The sequence below is a fragment of the Singulisphaera photorubra genome (assembly GCF_045290345.1).
Classification (GTDB): domain Bacteria; phylum Planctomycetota; class Planctomycetia; order Isosphaerales; family Isosphaeraceae; genus Singulisphaera.
Map to the genome: position 1 here is coordinate 2,215,831 of NZ_CP155447.1, position 18,511 is coordinate 2,234,341.

Annotated in this window: 13 protein-coding genes; 5 read left to right on the plus strand and 8 right to left on the minus strand. The window is 60.7% G+C overall.

The features are described from left to right. Positions 1 to 253: 253 nt before the first annotated feature. On the plus strand, positions 254 to 1,153 hold the full coding sequence (locus V5E97_RS08600; RefSeq protein WP_406698914.1) for a sulfurtransferase: 900 nt from the start codon (positions 254 to 256) through the stop codon (positions 1,151 to 1,153). Positions 1,154 to 1,495: 342 nt separating this feature from the next. Here the strand turns inward: V5E97_RS08600 and V5E97_RS08605 are convergent, their stop codons facing one another. After that, positions 1,496 to 2,977: a SulP family inorganic anion transporter gene (locus tag V5E97_RS08605; RefSeq protein WP_406698915.1), complete on the minus strand. Its 1,482-nt coding sequence runs from the start codon at positions 2,975 to 2,977 to the stop codon at positions 1,496 to 1,498. A gap of 725 nt (positions 2,978 to 3,702) precedes the next feature. Next, the gene (locus V5E97_RS08610; protein WP_406698916.1) at positions 3,703 to 5,367 is read right to left on the minus strand and encodes an RNA polymerase sigma factor; all 1,665 of its coding nucleotides are present in this window, start codon (positions 5,365 to 5,367) and stop codon (positions 3,703 to 3,705) included. Positions 5,368 to 5,801: 434 nt separating this feature from the next. On the opposite strand from V5E97_RS08610, the gene V5E97_RS08615 reads away from it, so the two are divergent. The 4 genes from V5E97_RS08615 to V5E97_RS08630 all read left to right on the plus strand — a co-directional run bounded on the left by V5E97_RS08615 (position 5,802) and on the right by V5E97_RS08630 (position 8,036). Beyond that, the gene (locus tag V5E97_RS08615; protein ID WP_406698917.1) at positions 5,802 to 6,209 is read left to right on the plus strand and encodes a hypothetical protein; all 408 of its coding nucleotides are present in this window, start codon (positions 5,802 to 5,804) and stop codon (positions 6,207 to 6,209) included. A 286-nt stretch (positions 6,210 to 6,495) separates the two neighbouring features. After that, on the plus strand, positions 6,496 to 6,843 hold the full coding sequence (locus V5E97_RS08620) for a P-II family nitrogen regulator (RefSeq protein ID WP_015247204.1): 348 nt from the start codon (positions 6,496 to 6,498) through the stop codon (positions 6,841 to 6,843). A 72-nt stretch (positions 6,844 to 6,915) separates the two neighbouring features. Continuing rightward, positions 6,916 to 7,632, plus strand: a complete 717-nt coding sequence (locus tag V5E97_RS08625; RefSeq protein ID WP_406698918.1) for an HAD family hydrolase — start codon at positions 6,916 to 6,918, stop codon at positions 7,630 to 7,632. Beyond that, positions 7,629 to 8,036, plus strand: coding sequence for a response regulator (locus V5E97_RS08630; RefSeq protein WP_406698919.1), 408 nt, complete (start codon positions 7,629 to 7,631; stop codon positions 8,034 to 8,036). Before V5E97_RS08625 ends, V5E97_RS08630 begins: the two co-directional genes overlap by 4 nt. A gap of 110 nt (positions 8,037 to 8,146) precedes the next feature. Here the strand turns inward: V5E97_RS08630 and V5E97_RS08635 are convergent, their stop codons facing one another. The 6 genes from V5E97_RS08635 to V5E97_RS08660 all read right to left on the minus strand — a co-directional run bounded on the left by V5E97_RS08635 (position 8,147) and on the right by V5E97_RS08660 (position 18,487). After that, positions 8,147 to 11,872, minus strand: coding sequence for an efflux RND transporter permease subunit (locus tag V5E97_RS08635; protein WP_406698920.1), 3,726 nt, complete (start codon positions 11,870 to 11,872; stop codon positions 8,147 to 8,149). A 234-nt stretch (positions 11,873 to 12,106) separates the two neighbouring features. Next, positions 12,107 to 13,372 carry an efflux RND transporter periplasmic adaptor subunit gene (locus V5E97_RS08640; RefSeq protein WP_406698921.1) on the minus strand — a complete coding sequence of 422 codons (1,266 nt, stop codon included), beginning with the start codon at positions 13,370 to 13,372 and terminating at the stop codon, positions 12,107 to 12,109. Continuing rightward, a complete protein-coding gene (locus tag V5E97_RS08645) occupies positions 13,338 to 14,072 on the minus strand; it encodes a TetR/AcrR family transcriptional regulator (RefSeq protein ID WP_406698922.1) in 735 nt (244 codons plus the stop codon). Before V5E97_RS08645 ends, V5E97_RS08640 begins: the two co-directional genes overlap by 35 nt. 723 nt (positions 14,073 to 14,795) lie before the next feature. Continuing rightward, entirely contained in the window at positions 14,796 to 15,788 is a 993-nt protein-coding gene (locus tag V5E97_RS08650) for a DUF1559 family PulG-like putative transporter (protein ID WP_406698923.1), read from the minus strand. Between the two features lie 56 nt (positions 15,789 to 15,844). Then, on the minus strand, positions 15,845 to 16,417 hold the full coding sequence (locus V5E97_RS08655; protein WP_406698924.1) for an Ig-like domain-containing protein: 573 nt from the start codon (positions 16,415 to 16,417) through the stop codon (positions 15,845 to 15,847). 924 nt (positions 16,418 to 17,341) lie between these two features. Next, complete coding sequence (locus V5E97_RS08660) at positions 17,342 to 18,487, minus strand: hypothetical protein (protein ID WP_406698925.1); 1,146 nt, start codon at positions 18,485 to 18,487, stop codon at positions 17,342 to 17,344. Positions 18,488 to 18,511: the final 24 nt, after the last annotated feature.

Sequence of the window (18,511 nt, forward strand, 5' to 3'; positions counted from 1 at the left end):
GCTGGCCGGTGTCGAAACTCCTCCCCCAAGGCACGACCCTCAATCCGCACTGGCCGCTCGGCTGGACCCCTTGAAGATTGGCTGGACCTCGTCCTCCGATCCGATTAAGAAGCAACCCCGACGGCCGAATGCCTCCCCCACGGGCATCCGGCCGTCGGGCTAACGTTTTATATGAGACTGCGGTTGCTATAGTCTGATCGACCAGCGTCCCAGTCTATTGAACTTCTCCCCCATGCAAGTGATGGTGAGTGTCATGAATCGAACTTGGCTGACCGTTCCGCTGATCGTTCTCGCTCCGCTTGCGTGCTGGGCCGCGGGTTCCGCGGAGAATCCGCCCGCAAAACTGGTGTCGTTCGCGGAGTTGGAGCGACGACTCGGCGAGCCGAACCTTCGCGTACTCGACGCCCGCCCGAAGGCCGACTACGACAAGGGGCACATCCCGGGGGCCGTCTGGGTGGACGCCAAGGCCGTCGCGGCCATGGCCGTGAAGAATCCAGGAGTCCTCACCGACCGGAAGGCCTGGGAGTCGTGGATGGCCCCACTCGGTATCGGCCCGAAGACTGACGTCCTCGTCTACGACGCGAACCGGCAGCTCGATGCCGCGCGGCTCTGGTGGGTCCTGGGATACCTTGGGGTCGACCGCGCCGGGCTGATTAACGGGAGTTTTCCACTCTGGGTGGCCGAAAATCGGCCCGTGACCACCGAAGTGCCGACGGTCGAGCCGAGCGCACGCGAAGTCGTCTTCCGCAACGATTGGAACGCCACGCGCGCTGAGGTGCTGGCCGCAATCGCATCGAAGTCGGCTCTAATCCTCGACGCCCGGACCAGGGGGGAGTACGACGGGATCGAAAAGCGGGCGAAACGGGGTGGTCACATCCCGGCGGCCTGCCACCTCGAATGGTCGGACCTCGTGGGCAAGGACGGTCGCTTTCTCGAGGAGTCGGCCCTCCGCGGCAAGCTCGCGAAGGCCGGCGTCAAAGCGGGTGAACCGGTCATCACCCACTGTCAGAGCGGTGGTCGCGCGTCCGTGAACGCGTTCGTTCTTGAACGGCTCGGCTTCAAGGCGAAGAACTACTATCTGGGCTGGTCCGACTGGGGTAACGCCGAGGAGACCCCCGTGGATGTCGAGGCCGCCTCGAAGCCAAGTCCTTAGAGTCAAAAACAGAATGAGCGTAGCAGTCCTAAATCAGGGTAGCTACGCTCATTAAGTTAGGGGCTCTTAATCTAAAATGGTTTAGCCATGGCACATCGAGAAGCTTCGTTTGACATGTTACGAGTTTATCAACGAGTAACGATTGATAGGCGGCCAGAGTCAGATATGTCCCGTGGGGCGGGCCGTGCCCGCCCCACGGGAATTATTAGGCCGACGATGATGCCATGACCGATCGCGTTGACGTGGGGAGAAACGGGTTCGGCGACGCTTTACGACTCATCGTCGCTGGTGGCTCTGACTTCGGCCTTTGATCGCCCCCAGCGTGATGAGCGGCGCCGTCGATCAATGCTGTGCCACGTGTTCGTATGACCCCGGCTTGTTGTGTGTGCCCAACTGGTCAATCAACGTGGAGCTGGCTTCGTTGAGACCGATAAGTTCGACATCGGTTCCCTTGCGGCGGAATTTCAAAACGACTTTATCCAGCGCCGTGATCGCGGAAATGTCCCAGAAGTGGGCGTGAGTGAAATCGACTTTCACACGTTCCACGGCCTCCGTGAAATCAAAGCCACGGATCAACGCGTCCGAAGAAACAAAGAACAGTTGGCCGCTCACGTGATAAATTCGTTCGCGCCCGTCGTTGCGGGATTCGGCTCGGACATGAACGATCCGCTCGACTTTCATGGCGAAGAAAAGGGTGCTCAGAAGGACGCCCGCGAGCACCCCCTTGGCGAGGTCATGGGTCATCACGACGACCACCACCGTGGTGACCATGACGAAGCTGGAGCTTTTCGGGTGCGTGAGCAAGGTTCCCAGTGAGCCCCAGTTGAAGGTTCCGATGGAGACCATGGTCATCACCGCAACCAGGGCCGCCATCGGAATTTGCCTGACCCAGTCGCTCAGCACGAGGATCAGGAAGAGCAGGAACAGGCCCGCGAACAGCGTTGAGAGCCGCCCTCGGCCGCCGGACTTGACGTTGATGACCGACTGGCCGATCATCGCGCAGCCTGCCATGCCGCCGAAGCATCCCGCGACGAGATTGGCGATCCCCTGGCCCGCACACTCGCGGTTCTTGTCGCTCGAGGTGTCCGTCATGTCGTCGACGATCGTGGCCGTCATCATCGACTCGAGGAGTCCGACAATCGCGAGCGTCACCGAGTAAGGGAAGATGATTTGCAGGGTGGCGAAGTTCAGCGGGACTTTCGGGAGCAGGAAGGCCGGGAATTCCGAAGGGAACTGACCCATGTCGCCGACCGTGCGGAGCGGCAGGCCGGTGAGCATCGCCACCACGGTCAGGGCGATAATGCAGACGAGTGCGGACGGAACCGCCTTGGTGAGCCGAGGCAGGAGATAGATGATCGCCAGCCCCGCCGCAACCATCGGATAAACGTGCCAGGTGCCGCCGACCAGCTCGGGCACCTGGGCCATGAAGATCAAGATGGCCAAGGCATTCACGAATCCCGTGATGACCGATCGCGAGACAAAGCGAATGAGGGCGCCGAGCTTGAGGAAACCGGCCAAGATTTGCAGGAGGCCCGTCAGAATCGTGGCCGCGAGCAAGTATTCCAGTCCATGACTCTTCACGAGCTCAACCATCACCAGGGCCATCGCCCCCGTGGCGGCCGAGATCATCGCGGGGCGCCCGCCGACGAACGCGGTGACGACGGCGATGCAGAACGACGCATAGAGACCGACTTTCGGGTCGACGCCGGCGATGATCGAAAAGGCGATCGCCTCGGGAATGAGCGCCAGAGCCACCACTGTGCCGGCCAGGAGGTCACGAGGAACGTTCGAAAACCATTCGGCTTTCAGTTGCTGAGTGTTCATGAATTTGCCTGTAATCGTAACACCAATGCCCAGCCCACCCATGGGGCTGGGCTGATTTCGTGAGGTTGGGAGTGAGCGAGGAATCACCGCGTTGCGAGGTCCGAAACCCAAGTGCCCCAGGCGATCCCAAAGCTTTGGGGCGTGGCCTCGACGCGTTGGTTCGCGGGTCAGCGGCAAGAACGGTCTTCGGCCGTCCCGCGGGCGGAGCGTTTGCGGGGGACGGACATGCCGAACAAAGCCCTCAAGGGCGATGGCTCAGGGGGGTGTCAGGTTGCCGTGATGAGATGAATTCATAGAACGGAGGGAGCTTTTGCGGAAAAATCGTGGAGAGAGGAGGGGCCTCGAACTGGGAGAAACCATCGCGGCCGAGCCTGGTCCGTCACAGGCCGCGGTGTTGAGCCTCTTAATCCCAGGGGAAATGCCGGGGATGATCGCTCGCTTTCATCGATTCTCTAACACATGAAGCATGCTGCAGAAGGATGGCCGGCCGGCCGTTGGGCCAGTCGCTCAGTCAGCAAATTTACAGAACCAAAGCCGTTCGGGCAACGGCAATCTCCCGCTGGGAACGTGCTCAACCGAGGTGATTTTCGGGTGGGCCAGACCACACTGAAAAAAAAGGACGTGGAATTGAGCAAGTGATTCCGTCGTGCGGGCTGGCGTGGGCCTCCATCGCCGGTCGCCAGCCCGCCAACGCGAATGTTCGTCCGCCCCTCACTGTGGCAAGATCACGAACCCTTGGGTTTTAGGGCGATCCCGTCGATCTCGACCTTCTCGTAGGGCCGCGACTCGATCCAGAATTCGGAGATTCTATCGGGGGAAACGCCGAATTCACCCGTGAGCTGTTGAAATCCCCCCACCCCGCCCACCGACTGGTCCTGAGCCCGGAATACCTCGCCGCGGACGTCGATCGCGAGGAGTCGGACTGAGGCGTCCTGGATGTTGTGAGTCACGGAGAGCGCCGTCCCTGTTTGGGTGGCGATCGGTTTGCTGAAGATGAAGCTGGGAGCGTTCCGGGAACCAGCAGCCCCCGGACTCTTCCCCCACTTCCGGACATGCTGCCAGGGACCGGTGGCGACCGCGAACCGGATTGTGCCCGAATCCAGGTTCCTCGGCATGAACGTGACCGTCTCGCTCAGACCGGGGATCGATTTGCCGTCGCGCTTGGCCTCTTCTTGGGAGCCACCATTGGCCTGGTCGATCCACCACCGGTGATCAGCCTCGTCTGGAATCCCGGTCATGCGGACCACGATCGCGCGGGGGACGAGGTTCTCGTCCCAGTTCTGTCTCGTGCGGGACGGATCACACGGCGGTTGGCCCAGCGGTGTTCCGTCCGGACGCCACCAGGTGCCCGGCCCCGACGGGTGGGAGGAGACTCCCACCACTTCGATGGTCACGCCGCTGGGGAGGGTCTTGAGCCAGCGGCGATCAACTCCTGTATTCTCGTTCTGTTCTTTGAGGGAATGCGCCCGGGCATTGGGAGGTTGGGGCTCGGGGCCACGATCCTTTGATCCCTGTTGCTGTTGTTGCGCCACGGCTCCGGCCGTTAGGCCGGCAGCGACGAGCGCACCTGCGGCCACTCGTTTCAGTTTTTCCCATATCATCATCCTTAAGACCCCCTCGGTTAGGGCGGTGACCGCCGCCGGAAACAGACCCGGGGCGTGCGAAGTCACCGCGCGTACGGTGGAAGGAACGAGCATGGGTGGGATGGCCAACCGGGCTTCGCGGGAGAGCGCCTGGAACCCCGCCACCGCGACGGGCGACAGGCCTCGCCGTTCCAACCGCTCACGCAATTTGAGCCGGCCTCTGACCAGACGGCCCTTGACTGTGGTGACTGTCCAGTTGAGCTGTTGCGCGGCCTGGTTGTACGTCAGCCCTTGCAGGTCGCAGAGTTCGATCGGGCACCGGTATTTCGCCGGGAGCCGATCGACTTCTTCGCCCAGGGCGTGGCAGCACTCCTTGAGTTCCACCACGCCGGCCGGGTCATCGGGGGACCGGTCAGGTGCATGGTCCGGCCGGGACTCGCGCCGACGAGCCTCGGAGCGTGCCCGAAGGGCCACACGGTGGGCGACCCCGTAGAGCCAGCGCCCGAGGGACTCGTCCACCCGCACCGACTCCGCCTTGCGGACGAGTACCAGGAACGTGGCCTGGAACGCGTCCTCCGCCTCGTGGCGATCGCTGAGCACGCGACGGCAGACCCCCCAGACCATCGCCCCATGACGGTCCATCAAGATGGAGAAGGCCGTTTCCGCAGCGAGGGCGGCTTCGGCCGACTTGGCCCGGTTCGCTGAGAACCGCTCGAGAAGCTCACTGTCGGTCAGCCCCGCTGTCGTCCCCGCCGCGAAGAGGACTCGCAACTGTCGGAGTACGGAACCTGTTCGGCCGGTTGCCATTGGATCGTCGTCCCCGCGGCGATGATTGGTTCGATCGCCACTACCATGCAGGAAGTCTTCGGGTCGGACCGGATTCGCTTGGGAATCACGTGATCATCGTACCGGCAAGGCGAGCGACCAGCCTCATGGACGATGGGCTGGCCTCCTGATCCGTCATCTGACAGGCCATGGATGAGGTTGAATGGGGGGCTTGCGTTGACTTGCCGGTCTATGTGAAGCGTTCGTTGAGTCGGGGATTCAAAGGGTTGAGGTAACTTTGGATCGTTTCGTTTCATTGTCGAGCCGCAACGCGACCGATGATTAGATCCAAAGGCGAGATCGGCCCCGTTGAGAGCAATGGGGACAAGTGCGATCTCGAAAGGACCGTGGACCACGGAATGGTCCGGGTTCCGCAGAAATGACGGCCAAAACACGTTACGGAAAGGATACCGGCGATGTTGCGGATCAAACTCGCGCTGTTGGCCGCGGCCCTGTCAGCCGGGGCGGTGGGATGTGCGCAGTGTGACACCTGTGACGACTTCCCCACGCCATGCATCGGCGGCAATTGTGGTCCCCAGTCCCACCAGCCGACTTCGCCTGGGGCATTTTCGATGGTGGGCCCAGGTCAAGGTGCGCCGGCGGTGCTTCCTCCCGGCGTTGCGCTGCCACCGGCTCCGGTTCCGGCTTCGGCCAACTCGACCGAAGCTCCGGCGCCCCCGCCCGCGGTGAGCACCCCTGACTCAACTCCAGAGCCGCTGCCCCCGGCTGGGGCCGCCGGGGCGATCTCGGTGCCCCCGGCCGCGAATGAAGTCTCTCCGCCTGTGCCGGATGGCGTGGGCAGCCTTCCCGCTCCCCCGCTCTGAGACACCTCGTCCCCTCCCAAAGCGGATCGGGACCCGTTTCGCCCCGGCAAAATCCAGGCCCCGTCCGAGTCACTCGGGCGGGGCTTTTTTTTGTTTCGCCCGCGCCCGGGGTGCTGCGGCACGGGACTCCTGGCCGAGACGCTTCGTTCATAACTTTTTTGTTGACGCCAACCCTGATTCTCGGTCAATCTGAACGTGCTTCGGGGATGACTTCTTGAGGAGTCCGAGGTCCTGCCATGGTTCATGCAACGGCATGAGGCGGGGTGTCGGAATGAGCGGGACCTCCATGAAACTGATCATCGCGTTGATTCAGCCCACGAAACTCGAGGCGGTCAAGGAAGCCCTTTCGCACGTCGAGGTGTTTCGCCTGACGGTGATGGACGTCCAGGGGTTTGGGCGGCAAAAGGGGTATACCGAAGTCTATCGAGGGCACGAATTTACGGTTAATTTGCTCCGTAAGATCGAACTCCAGATCGCGGTCAACGAGGATTTCGTTGAGCCGACCGTCAACGCGATCATTCAGGCGGGGCGCAGTGGACCTGACGGTAAGATTGGCGACGGTAAGATCTTCATCCTCCCCATGGACGACTGTATCCGGATCCGAACCGGTGAGCGTGGGCCCGAGGCGATCTGACCTGATCGGGATGATTTTGAATAGGGTTTGGTGGCTCACGAATCACTTGAGCGGGAAGAGAATAGGTTTGGCATGATCCGGGCGGTGATTTTCGACTTCAACGGTGTGCTCGTCGACGACGAGCACCTTCATTTCGACATGTTTCGCGAAGTTCTCGCGGCCGAGGGAGTCACGATCACCGATCGCGACTACCACGAGCGTTACCTGGGCCTCGACGATCGCGGTTGCTTTGAGGCCGCCCTGATCGACGGCGGCCAGGCAGCCGATCAGGATCGGCTCGACGGCTTGATCGCCCGCAAGGCCGTTCGCTATGCGGAAGAAGCGGGGACCGGCTTGCGGTTCTTCCCCGGCGCGGCCGACTGTCTGGCTGCCCTGGCGGGCCGTTGGCCCCTGGCCATCAACTCGGGCGCCTTGCGCCCCGAGATCGAATTCGCCCTCGGCCTGATCGGCTCTCGCGAGCGGGTCGGTTCGATCGTCTCGGCCGAGGACACGAGCCGCTGTAAGCCCGATCCGCAGGGTTATTTGCTCGCCCTCGCCGCCTTGCGCGACGATCCGGGGGCAGGAGTGCCCGACCTGGATCCGGCCGAGTGCCTTGTGATCGAAGACAGCCTGGCCGGCATCGCTTCGGCCAAGGGGGCGGGCATGTTTGCCGTCGGCGTCTCCAACACGTATCGGGCCGACGAACTCGAGGGGGCCGGAGCCGACGCGGTCTTGCCCGGCGTGGATCATTTGACCCCCGGCTGGATCGAAACCCAGTTCGTCCGCAATTCAGGAGGTCGAACGCGATGAGCTCTGACCCGACCATGCCGTCGGTGCCGTCCCCGGAAGGCACGGAGCCAGCGGGCCTCCTCTTGAGCCGTGACCTGATCTTCACGACCAAGGTCACCGGCACTGCCCGTGAACTCGGCCACCGTGTGATGGTGGCCGGCAACCAGGCGCTTGCCCAGGCGATGATCGAGCAGTGGAAGCCCCGCGTCGTCTTCGTCGACCTCTCGGCCGGCGAACTCGTTTCCATCCCGGCGCTCCTCGCCTACCGGGCCCTGGCCGGCGAGGGTACCCCGTTCATCGCGTTCGGCTCCCACGTCGATACCACGGCCCTCGCCGACGCCCGCTCGGCCGGTTGCGACCCTGTGCTCGCTCGCAGTCAGTTCACGGCGGAACTCCCCGCCCTGATCCGCCGCGCGTTCGCATAATCCGGCCGCTGCGATTTCGACAAGGCAGGCGGGGATCTGACGCTCCCCGCCCGCCGACTTGGAATCGATCACAGAACACCACTCGTTGGGATGGGCGGACCGCCGGAGAATCAAATCACCGGGATAGCCAGCGGCCTCTCGGTGGCATGGGCCTGCACCAGGTACTCGGCGGGCGGGCCTTCCAGGGCGTGTTCGCCGGGTGCGGACCACTTGATCAACTTGAAGTCCTCGACGAACAGGACGTAGAGCACGGGCACGACGACCTTGGTGACCAGGGTCGCGACCAGAAGGCCGATGATCTGCACGCAGCAGAGCGGCTCCCAGAGCGGTCCCCCCTTCATGGCCAGCGGAACGAGTCCGCCCACCGTCGCCAGGACCGTTACCAGGACCGGCCGCAACCGCACCAGGGCCGCGTCGATCACCGCTCGCCGGAGCGGCTCGCCCCGCTCATGGGCCTCCTCGATGTATTCGAAGAGGACGATGACGTGACTGATGATCACCCCTGCGAGTGATGACAGGCCGAGCATCGCGAAGAACCCGAGCGGAACGTTGAAGATCAAGAGGCCCATGAGCCCGCCGATCATCCCGAACGGCACCGCCGCGAAGACGAGCAGCGGCTTGGTGAGGCTGTTGAACTGGAGCACCAAGGCCAGGTAGATCCCGATGATCGAGGCGACCATCGCCACGGACATGAACGCGAACCCCTTGGCCTGCTCTTCCTTCTCACCACCGAAGGCAAAGCGATAGCCGGGGGGCCAGGCCTTCGACGCCTCGACGAGCTTGGCCTCCAGTTGATCGACCACGCGGCTGGGCAAGACGCCGGGCACGGTGTCGCACTTGACCGTCATGCAACGCTCGTTGTCTCGCCGGCCGATCTTGGGGGAGATCATCTCGGTCCGGAACGATCCGACCTGTTCGAGCGGGACGTTCGTGTTGGCCCGCGCACTGAAGACTTGCATGGTGTTCAAGTCCTCCATCCGGCTCCGTTCGTCGGGGCGGAGCCGGAGGATGACCGGGACCTGCCGGTCGCGCTCGCGGATCGTGGTCGCCGTGTAGCCGGAGAGCCCGGCGCTGGTCATCATCGCCACGTCCTGGTTGGTGATGGCGGACATGTTCGCCCGGTCGGTGGCGATGTTGAGGTTGATCTGGAGCGACTCGGGGTCCCAGTCATCGTGGATGTTCTCGGTGCCCGGGAAACCGACCATCAGCCGTTTGACCTCGTCCCCCAGGAGCCGGAGCGTCGCCAATTCGGGCCCCTGGAGCCGAATCTGGATCGGTGTACCGATCGGTGGGCCGGACTCGAGCTGTTCGACGGTCACCCGTGCCGTGGCGAACGAGGGGGGCAGGTCACGCTTCATTCGTGAGGCCAGGGCCGCGGTGGCGAAGGCGTCGCGGGTGTGGACCAGGATCTGGGCGTAGTTCGACGCCGGCTGCTCGGGGACGACCGAGAGCCAGAACCGAGGCCCCCCCGCGCCGACGAAGGTGGTGTACGCTTCGGCCTCGGAGCCGGCCAGCTTGTCGATGGCCTCGATCGCCTTCATGGCCTCGGCCTTGGTCTGGCGGATGGGCGTCCCCTCGGGCAGAAACAGGTTCACGGTGAACGTGTTGTGCAGGTCCTTTGGAAAGAAGTTGGTGCCGATCTTGGGGATCAGGCTCGCCGCCGCGAACAGGACGACCAGGCAGGCGGCCAGGGCCGACCACTTGTGCTCCATGCAGAGCTCGGAGAAGCCGTTGTAGATCCGGGCGAATCGTGAGCCTTTGCCCCCCTCGGCCAACCCCGACTCGAGCCCCTTCTGGCCCTTGAGCATGTAGTAGCCGAGCATCGGGATGAAGGTCATCGAGACGATCCGGCTGGCCACCAGCGAGGCCGTCACGACGATCGGCAACGATTGGATAAACTCCCCCGCGCCGCCGCCGACCAGGAGCAAGGGCAAGAACGCCACGATGTTCGTGAGAGTAGCGTAGAGGATTGCGCGGGCCAGCTTTTGAGGGCCGAGCCAGGCCGCCACGTCCCGGGGTGTCCCGTGCGCCAGCTCCCGGTTGATCGCGTCGCCGGCCACGACCGGGTCGTCGACGAGCAGGCCGAGGGCGATGATCAAGGCGGCGATCGAGATCTGCTGGATATCGACCCCCAGCATCGCGCACATGCCGAGGGTCATCGCCACGGTAATCGGAATCGAGAGGGCGACGAGCAGGGCACTGCGCCACTCCATGAAGAGGAGAGTCACAACGATCACGATGACCATCGCCTCGATCAGGCAGTCCTTGAACAACTCGATCTTGCGGTGAACTTCGTGCGGCTCGTCACTGGTGCGCTCCACCTGCAAGTCATCGGGCAAGACGCCCTGGAGTGACGCGAGGGTCCGGTCGACGTCCCGGCCGAAATCGGCGATTTGCGTCCCCTTGACGTGGCAGATCGCCAGCGTGACGGCGCGGGTGGTCCAGAGCTGAGCCGGTCCGGCAGGGAGCGAACCCTCGTCATGGTCTGCCTTCGCCTCCGCCTTTGCCTTTGCCTTTGCCTCCGATTCGGGCTCGGCCGTATCGAGGGCCGTCGGCGGATGGAGCGGGTCGTGCTTCACCGTGCGGAAGTTCAGGGTTCTCGCCGGGTCCTCGTAGCCCCGGACGACCTCGGCCAGGTCGCGGAGGTAGAGCGGAGAGCCGTTACGGACTTCGACGACCGTTTCGCCGATCTCCCGCCGGTCGCGGTAAGGGCCGCTCGGCTTGACCGCGAGGGTTTGCTCGGGGAGTTCGACGGAACCGCCGGGCATGTTGATGTTGCGGTAGGCGAGCTGTTGCGCCAGGGCCATTGGCTCGATGCCGAGCGCACTCAGACGCCGATTGCTGTAGTAGAGGAAGACCGCCTGCTCCTGGACCCCGATCTGCTCGATCTTGCCGACCCGGGGCGATTGCCGGAGCCGATCCTGGATCAGGTCGGCGAAGCGGTGCAAGTCCTCGTAGGTGTAGCGGGCGACTCCCCCCGGCTCCTCTTGAACCTGCCGCTTCATCTCGGCGGCCAGCGCCTGGGGCTCGCAGATCAAGAGGGCAGGCCAGATGTCGGGGTGCCCGAGGCCGGCGCCGAGGGTCTCCCGCTCCCAGCGGTTGACCTCGCTGTGAAGTCTCGCCTCGTTTGCGCCGTCGGCCAGCCGAAAATCGACCACCCCGGCGCCGAGCATCGCGAGATACTGGCCGTCCTCGGCCAGGCCCGCCTCGACTAGGTGCTGGAGGGCGGACCGGCCGATCCGCTCGATGAAGTCGGGTGAGACCGACGAGGGGTGAACCAGGACGCCACTGTACCGCCGGTCGCGCAAGGCTTCGGGCCGAGCCGCTCGGGCTGCTTCCAGCTTCCGGACGATCAATTCGGCCCGCTGCTCCACCTCGAAGTCGGTGATCGGTGGGCTGCTCACCGTGAGCATCGTGGCGACGGTATCGCCGAAGTCCTTGTTGAGCTTGGGCCGCAAGGGTTGCCCGGCGACGGTCGGCAGGTCGGTGATCGCCTCCAGCTTGTTACTCAGGTCTTGCCAGATCGCCTCGGCGTTCTTGATCGTTTCGTAGAGGTCGATGAAGACGATCGACTGTCCCTTCTGGCTGAGCGAGCGGACGTGCTCGACGGCCGGATTCTCGGTCATCACCTTCTCAATCTTCCGGCTGACCTCTTGCTCCACCTCGACGGCGACAGCCCCCGGGTACCAGGTCAGTACCACCCCGCTCCGAATCTGGATCAGCGGATCCTGGCGCTGCGGCATCGATCGATAGGCGTAGATCCCCCAGAGGATCGTCGCGATCAGGAGGGTCCAGGCGATCGGCCGTTTATAGACGAAATATTGCGATGTGGTCATGAGTCCTTACCTACCCCGGGGTGATCCCGATTGGTGGGCTGGGTCGTTCTTTGGGATCACTTGAGTTGTGAGGCTGTCGTTGGCGGATGTGACTGGCAGCGAGAAATCAGTGATACCCGGGGAGCCGGTCGGCGGTGGGGCCGGGCTCCACCCAGGTCGTGTCCCGCAAGATTCCGGATCACCGCGGTGACGGGAAAGCGTGTCGAGTTGTGACTCGTCACACAAGCAAGTGTCTCATTCCACGACCCGGACTGCTTGGCCGTCGCGGAGGCGATGGACGCCGGAGGCGACGACGCGGTCTCCCGGACGGAGGCTGTTGTCGACACCCATCCGGAGGGAGATCTTGTTATCGAGGACGTCATCAAACGCCATCGGCACCTCCCGAACGACTGACTTGCCCCCTTCGTCCTCGACCCGATAGACCTTCAGGGATTGTGCCGAGGGACCCGCCGCCACTGCGGTCAGCGGCAGGAGGTAGGCTTTGGTTTCCTTGCGGAAGACGACTGTGGCCACCATTCCCGGCCGGAGGCCCTTCGGGTCGTCGACGCGGACTTCGATCGGGTAGGTCCGCGTGATGTTGTCGGCCGACGAGGCGATCTTGTGCATCACGCCGACGAACCGCTGGCCGGTGAGGGCGTCGGTGGTGACCTCGACCTCCTGGCCGATCGAGAGCCGGCCGACCAGGGTGTCGGGGACGTTGAAGGCGATCACGACGCTGGAGATATCGACGATCGTGAAGGTCCGCTGGTTGGGCGTCACGCGCTCGTTGTTGTCGATGACGCGGGCGGCGATCGTGCTCTGGTCGAACGGGACGCTGAGCGAGCAATACCGCAAGTTGGCCTCAGCCTGCTCGAGGCCGATCCGGGCCGAGGCGACGTCCCCTTCAGCCGCCTCCTCGGTCGCCACCATCCCCTTCAGGTTGGTCCGTGCGTTATCGAGCTCGGAGACACTGAGCGAGTTCCGCCGCGAGAGTTGCTCGTTGCGGCGAAACTCAATCTGAGCTTGCTCGGTATTCGCCTTGGCCTGGGCCAGCCGGGCGCGGGCCGTCACCAGCCGCTCGGCGGCCTGCCCGCGTTCGCGACCATAGTCATCCGGATCCAGCCGGGCGATCACCGCCCCCCTGGCCAGCGTGTCTCCCTCGTGGATGTCGCGCATCCGATCCCCCGGGGCGGCGACTTGATGGAGGTAGGTCACCGTCCCCGAGACCCGGAACGACAGTTCTGCCTTCCTCAACTCCTTGACCACGCCGCTATAGCGGAGGCCCGACGAGACTACCTCCTCAACGACTGGAAGCACCCGCACCGAGACCGGCAAGGGCTCGGCCGCCTTGGGCGCGTGCGCCGCCGCCGAGGAGGCGAGCAGCCAACGGCCCGTCAGCGCCGCGGCCGTTGTCAGCACCAGGCCGACGAGACCTAGCGTCGAATTTCGACGTTTCGTCGATTTTGGCGCAAAAAAAGGGGAGGGCTCAGTGGGAGCCGGGGTCGGTGAGTCGGTACTCATCAGCGAAGACCTCCTGGGTAATCCGGCGATAGGTTTCGGCATAGTCCCATTCGGTCGAAAGAGGCTTCCAGCCGAAGCCGTCGAGCAGGACCTGGATGCTCTCCCGCAGGGAGGAGTAAGGGTCGGTGACCTGAGACTCGGTCAGGAGCAGGCGAAAGTTGGAGACGACGGTGTGGGTCCCCAGGACCAGGGTGAGCAGGGCGAACATCACCTGCGGGACGGACACCGTCGCCGCGAGATCGCCGACGGCGATCGCTTCTTCGACGAAGCTGCGGGCGAGACCCGTGCACTGACTCTCCCGGATCTGGAGGGCGTCCGTCCGCTCGGCCGACGCACGTTCCTCGAGGTTGGCCATCTTGATGATCAACTCGGAGCGGAAGGCGTGGGGATAGAGCCGTGCGAACAATTCATCCGCGATCCCGAGCCCAAGCAGTCGCTCGCGGGGCCGACCGTGGAAACCCGCGACGCGCTCGAACAGCGCGACGCGCTGCTCCATCGATTGCGACGCCAGGGCCATGACCAGGTCTTCCTTGGTGGAGAAATGCTGGTAAACGGTCCCCTTCGAGTACTCCGTCGCCTCGGCGAGCCGATCCATGCTCAATCCCGCATAGCCCTGCGCAATAAGCATCTTGCGAGCCACATCCAGCAGGTGCAGTTCGCGCTGACGGACCTCACGTTGTTTCCGCGGCGTTGTGGCCATGTGCGGATTATTGACGGATCGTCGAAAAACGTCAAGGCGTCGAAAAAGCGGATTCGGTCCGATGTGTGGATCGCGGGCCCGATGGGTCACTTCGACGGGCTGTTAAGCCTGCGTTTGGCTTCTGTTTCTCTCGATCGCCTCTACCAAAGGGATCGGCTGCCAGAGCTTTCGGGCCACCGGCGCAACACCAACTCCCTCGAGCACGATGGCACTCTGGAAAAGGCCCAGCAGACGGCCGCACACGCCAGTTTCAGAACCACTAATCGCTACGATCTCGCTAAACGGTAGCTTGGCAACTTCGCCTTCAGGCCGCCTACCCTCGGTTCAGCGGTTTTCTGCATGACTATTTTACAACGATCCGCGACTGGGCGAGAATCTCGCTGTATTTCCGGTCCGGCCGTACTCCTGCAGTAGAACTTCGCCGAACCCGATTCTCCCGACGTAAACGCGATCGGTCATGGCATCATCGTCGGCCTAACATTTCCCGTAGGGTGGGCACGGCCCACCAACTTAACCTCCGAGCTGGCAGCGAGATAGGGATGGTGGGCCGTGCCCACCCTACGGGGAAAATCGGATTCTGGACGCTGAATAATCATGAAACGTTGATAACCTCGGGATTTGTTAGGCGGAGCTTTGCTTGCTGCAAACAACCCGTTGCGGAAACCGCAAGAATCCTCGGTTCTTTAGCTCTTTCGCGGATCGGTGCAGCGTTTTTTGCTGTATTTAATAGTCACTCGATGAAATGACCTCGCCCCGATCGCGGGTACCCAGAGCCCGCCAGACCGAGATGTCGACTGTTTCACGGATAAATTGGACGTGTCCGTCCGCGAACGTCGAATGGACCCCGCCGGAATGGTCGCTGGCCGCCGTCCCCGCGCCATAAAGGTCGGAACTGTTCCGACTATTGATGCAGCTCGGCGCGTTGGGTGGGAGAAAGTGGTCGTAAAGTGTAGAGAGCCACTCACCTATAGCCCAGTCGGATCCCTTGTCTATATCCGAACCGGCCAGGAACTTCATCCCGTCAAGCGAGCGACATCGCGTGGCGAACAATTCCCGGTCCCATGCCGGGAGCGATGATCCAGTGGCCCGTCCATAGACCGAACGACGAGGGTCTCGGAGTTGCGCACTTCCAATGAGCCACTCAGAGAAGGCCGAAGTCTGACTCATACCGTCGTGCACACCCTCAAGTCCGACGTGCCTTGACCTTGCGAGGTCAGACCAATCATTGCCGACCGAGAGAAACAATCCGTTGGATGGCGTGGAACTCCTTCCGCTGAAGGCGTCGCCGAGATTGGCCGCATAGCTCGTTGGTGGGAAATGCTCTGACCCGTTCGTTGCTGCGTCGGAGGGACAGAGGAACCCGAGGATCCGCGTCCGACGGGACGTACGATTGGCGACCTTGCCAGAAATCTGAAGATCCCAATTAAAGGAATTGAAAAGCGGCGTCTGATCCAGCCAGGGCAAGAGCGCCGTATGAGCAGACTGCTGACTTGGACCTCGGCCTGCGGGAAACATGTTGAAAACCGAAGCGTACGCATGGATCGCGAGCCCGATCTGTTTAAGATTATTCTGGCACTGGGACCTCCGTGCCGCCTCGCGAGTCCATTGGACGGCCGGTAGCAGTAGAGCGAACAACACTCCAATTATGGAAACAACAATGATTACCTCGATGAGAGTCAGACCGCAAGCTGATCTGGGCCTGCCGGAATACAGCATGACGGAATTCTCCTTGGAGAATCTGGCTAATTAAGCGTAATAGCCTTGATTGTAGGCTATTGAGTTGTTGTGTGTTGGCTCTGGAAAAAACAAGCTTCAGGTTTCAAATCATGAAATCCGCGAAATGCAGAAATGACGGAATATGCGTTGGGTTGGTTGTTGTGTCTCTTTGTGCTTTGCTGTGACTGCATCCGAATTACGCTGACTAATACATCAGTCTTGAATATTGCGAATCCATTTTTGTCTTTACCGATCACTTCAATAGACAGTTTTCCTGCGAAGTCAGGCTCCTCCGCTGAGTCGAAATAGACATCGAGCACCTTAGTGCCATGGGACTCTACAATTACAGGCTTCGGCGTCAGTTTAAGGCATGGACAGCTTGTGTCGAAAGTCGTAACCGTTACACTCGCACCAGAGTTGTTCGTCAGAGTGATGGAACCGGCAACACTCTTGCCGGCTGACACTTCGCCGAGATTCAAGGGCTTGGCAGATAGGACGGGAAGATTGCTCCCGCTCGAACTAGAAGCAGATTGGTTGAATGCCTCCTCTTTACGACAACCAAGTAAAGCGGCAAACATCGCAGCACACCATGTCATCTGTTGGCTGACGTTTTTTGTTTTAGCACGCATTATGTCTGTACTCGGTATTATTGTGTTAATCCGGATAGCGTTATATTGAGCTGCGCAGTGTTCTCGCTCTGGAAATGGGCTGATCCGAACCGGTAGCCCAGAGCTATGTGAGCCGGCTCGGATCAACACTATGCAGCAACCGTCGCTAGAAGTGAATTGGGGTTGTTAGTAACAAGACGGATCGTTCTCGTTGGCGGTGCATTGTGCCTTCGTTGCCAACATGGCGCCGGTACTGGAGAATGCCGGGCAACCGGTTGCTGCGCCTCTACCTGTCCCCACACAAATTCTCTCGCAAACTTCTTCCTCACTGGAATTATACCAGTTCATTCCACCTGGCACATCCTTGAAGTGCTGCGATAGGCCAGCGCTGGTGTTGGCCATACAACCACCTTGATCCAGCTCCCACGTAACGCAAATGTCGAACTTGTTAATGAAGCACGTAATGTTGACGCAGGAATAAACGCATTCAAAAGCCTCCGCATTAGATTGGATGAGTAGTCCAATCCATCCAAAGGCAACTACCACCGCAGCTGCGCTCCTCATTCTGAATCTCCGCATGCTTATGTCTCCAATAAAAACTGTGTGTTGAATGACCGAAACGTTACGCCGATAAGGCGATAGTGACAACAATTGATAGCCTGATTGTTAGGCCAGATACCACACGGACACTGGGGCATCTCAGTTGCTCTATGGGCATTCCCTCCAGTTATGGCAGGCAACGGGTACAGCACTATTTAGAAATAGCATGAAAATCCGTTGCATCGATTTGAAACGCCTGAATATTGGGCCCAACTCGGCTTATGGAAGGCCCGTAGGTTGTGGGAGGTGCCAAACCACTCTGGACTCCTTCACTGCAGGACTGAAAGCCAAGGTGACTTGCGGTCGATAAAAAATTGCAGCAGTCGAGATCAACGAGAAGTTCGCTCAGGTTCGCATTGGCAAGTGTGTTGCCCTTTTGTTTCCCTTTATAAACAGCATGATAACGAGGACAGTGGCGGAAATGAGCAGAGAAAGTAGAAACGGATGTCGGCTAGGCAATGATTTTGGACCAGTAGAAGAGCCATCGTTTGCTAACAAAACACGATATGGAACTTGACGTGCTCGTTCCTCGTGCGATATGTATCGCTTTCCCCCCCCTTGCTTGGCAATATAAGAGTGTTTGTTGTCCGTGTCGGGCTTTGTGGCATCAAAAACGACAGTTCCTGCAGGGAATGCCTGTGATAGTTTCTCTGTGTCAATTTTGCTGTTAACATCTGATGCGGTTATATTCGATTCAAAGCTAAACTTCATGTCTCCATTTTTGTATAATGCTTCACCTTTCCATTTGGAAGGGACAAGCACCGAATTTATTGTTGTGTACTCAACATCGTAAAAGCTAATTGTGTGAATGCCGATGGATTGTTCGGCGCGAATTATTGCAAAGTTTCTGTTGGGATCCAAGTACCATATGTCCTCTACAAGTTCTCGGGTGCGCCGTAGTCTTACGCAGTCAACTCCACGAAATGGCACGCGTTTTGCGTCGACTTTGCAATTGTCTAGATCATTGAATCCATAGAACGAATCGAGTGGCCTGAAATGCAGTGTTAACGCTAAATTTTTTAAATGTGTTACGTTTGGCATGTATTTGTCCCTTGGTATAATTCCTGTTGTGTATTCTGCATTTTCGACATTGATCCATTTTCGAAATGAAATACCATCGAAGACGGCGTCTTCCTTTTGTTTAACGTGCCCGAGGGTGATCGAGCTCCAGATCGAACCCTCGACGGAATGATGCATTCTGGATTTGTCGAACGTCATGGTGCAGATCGCAGTCAGGCTTGTATCTGTTTTGGGCACTTCGGTTCCATGTGGTATGTCAATCATGCTTTTCGACATAGATCCCTTAGGGTAAAAGCACGATTCCGACCACTCGAAATGGCCTGTCAGGATTTTTTCCTGCCGGTTTGACCAAGCAGTACGGATCGAACGCATTAGCTGATCGGTGTCTTCTCCTTGTGCGGGACTTGGAGCTATGTTAGCCGCGACTGTGGCAAAGGATAGTATGATCAGAGGCACGCCGCTAAATTTCATGATTGATGTTCCCACTGGACTAGA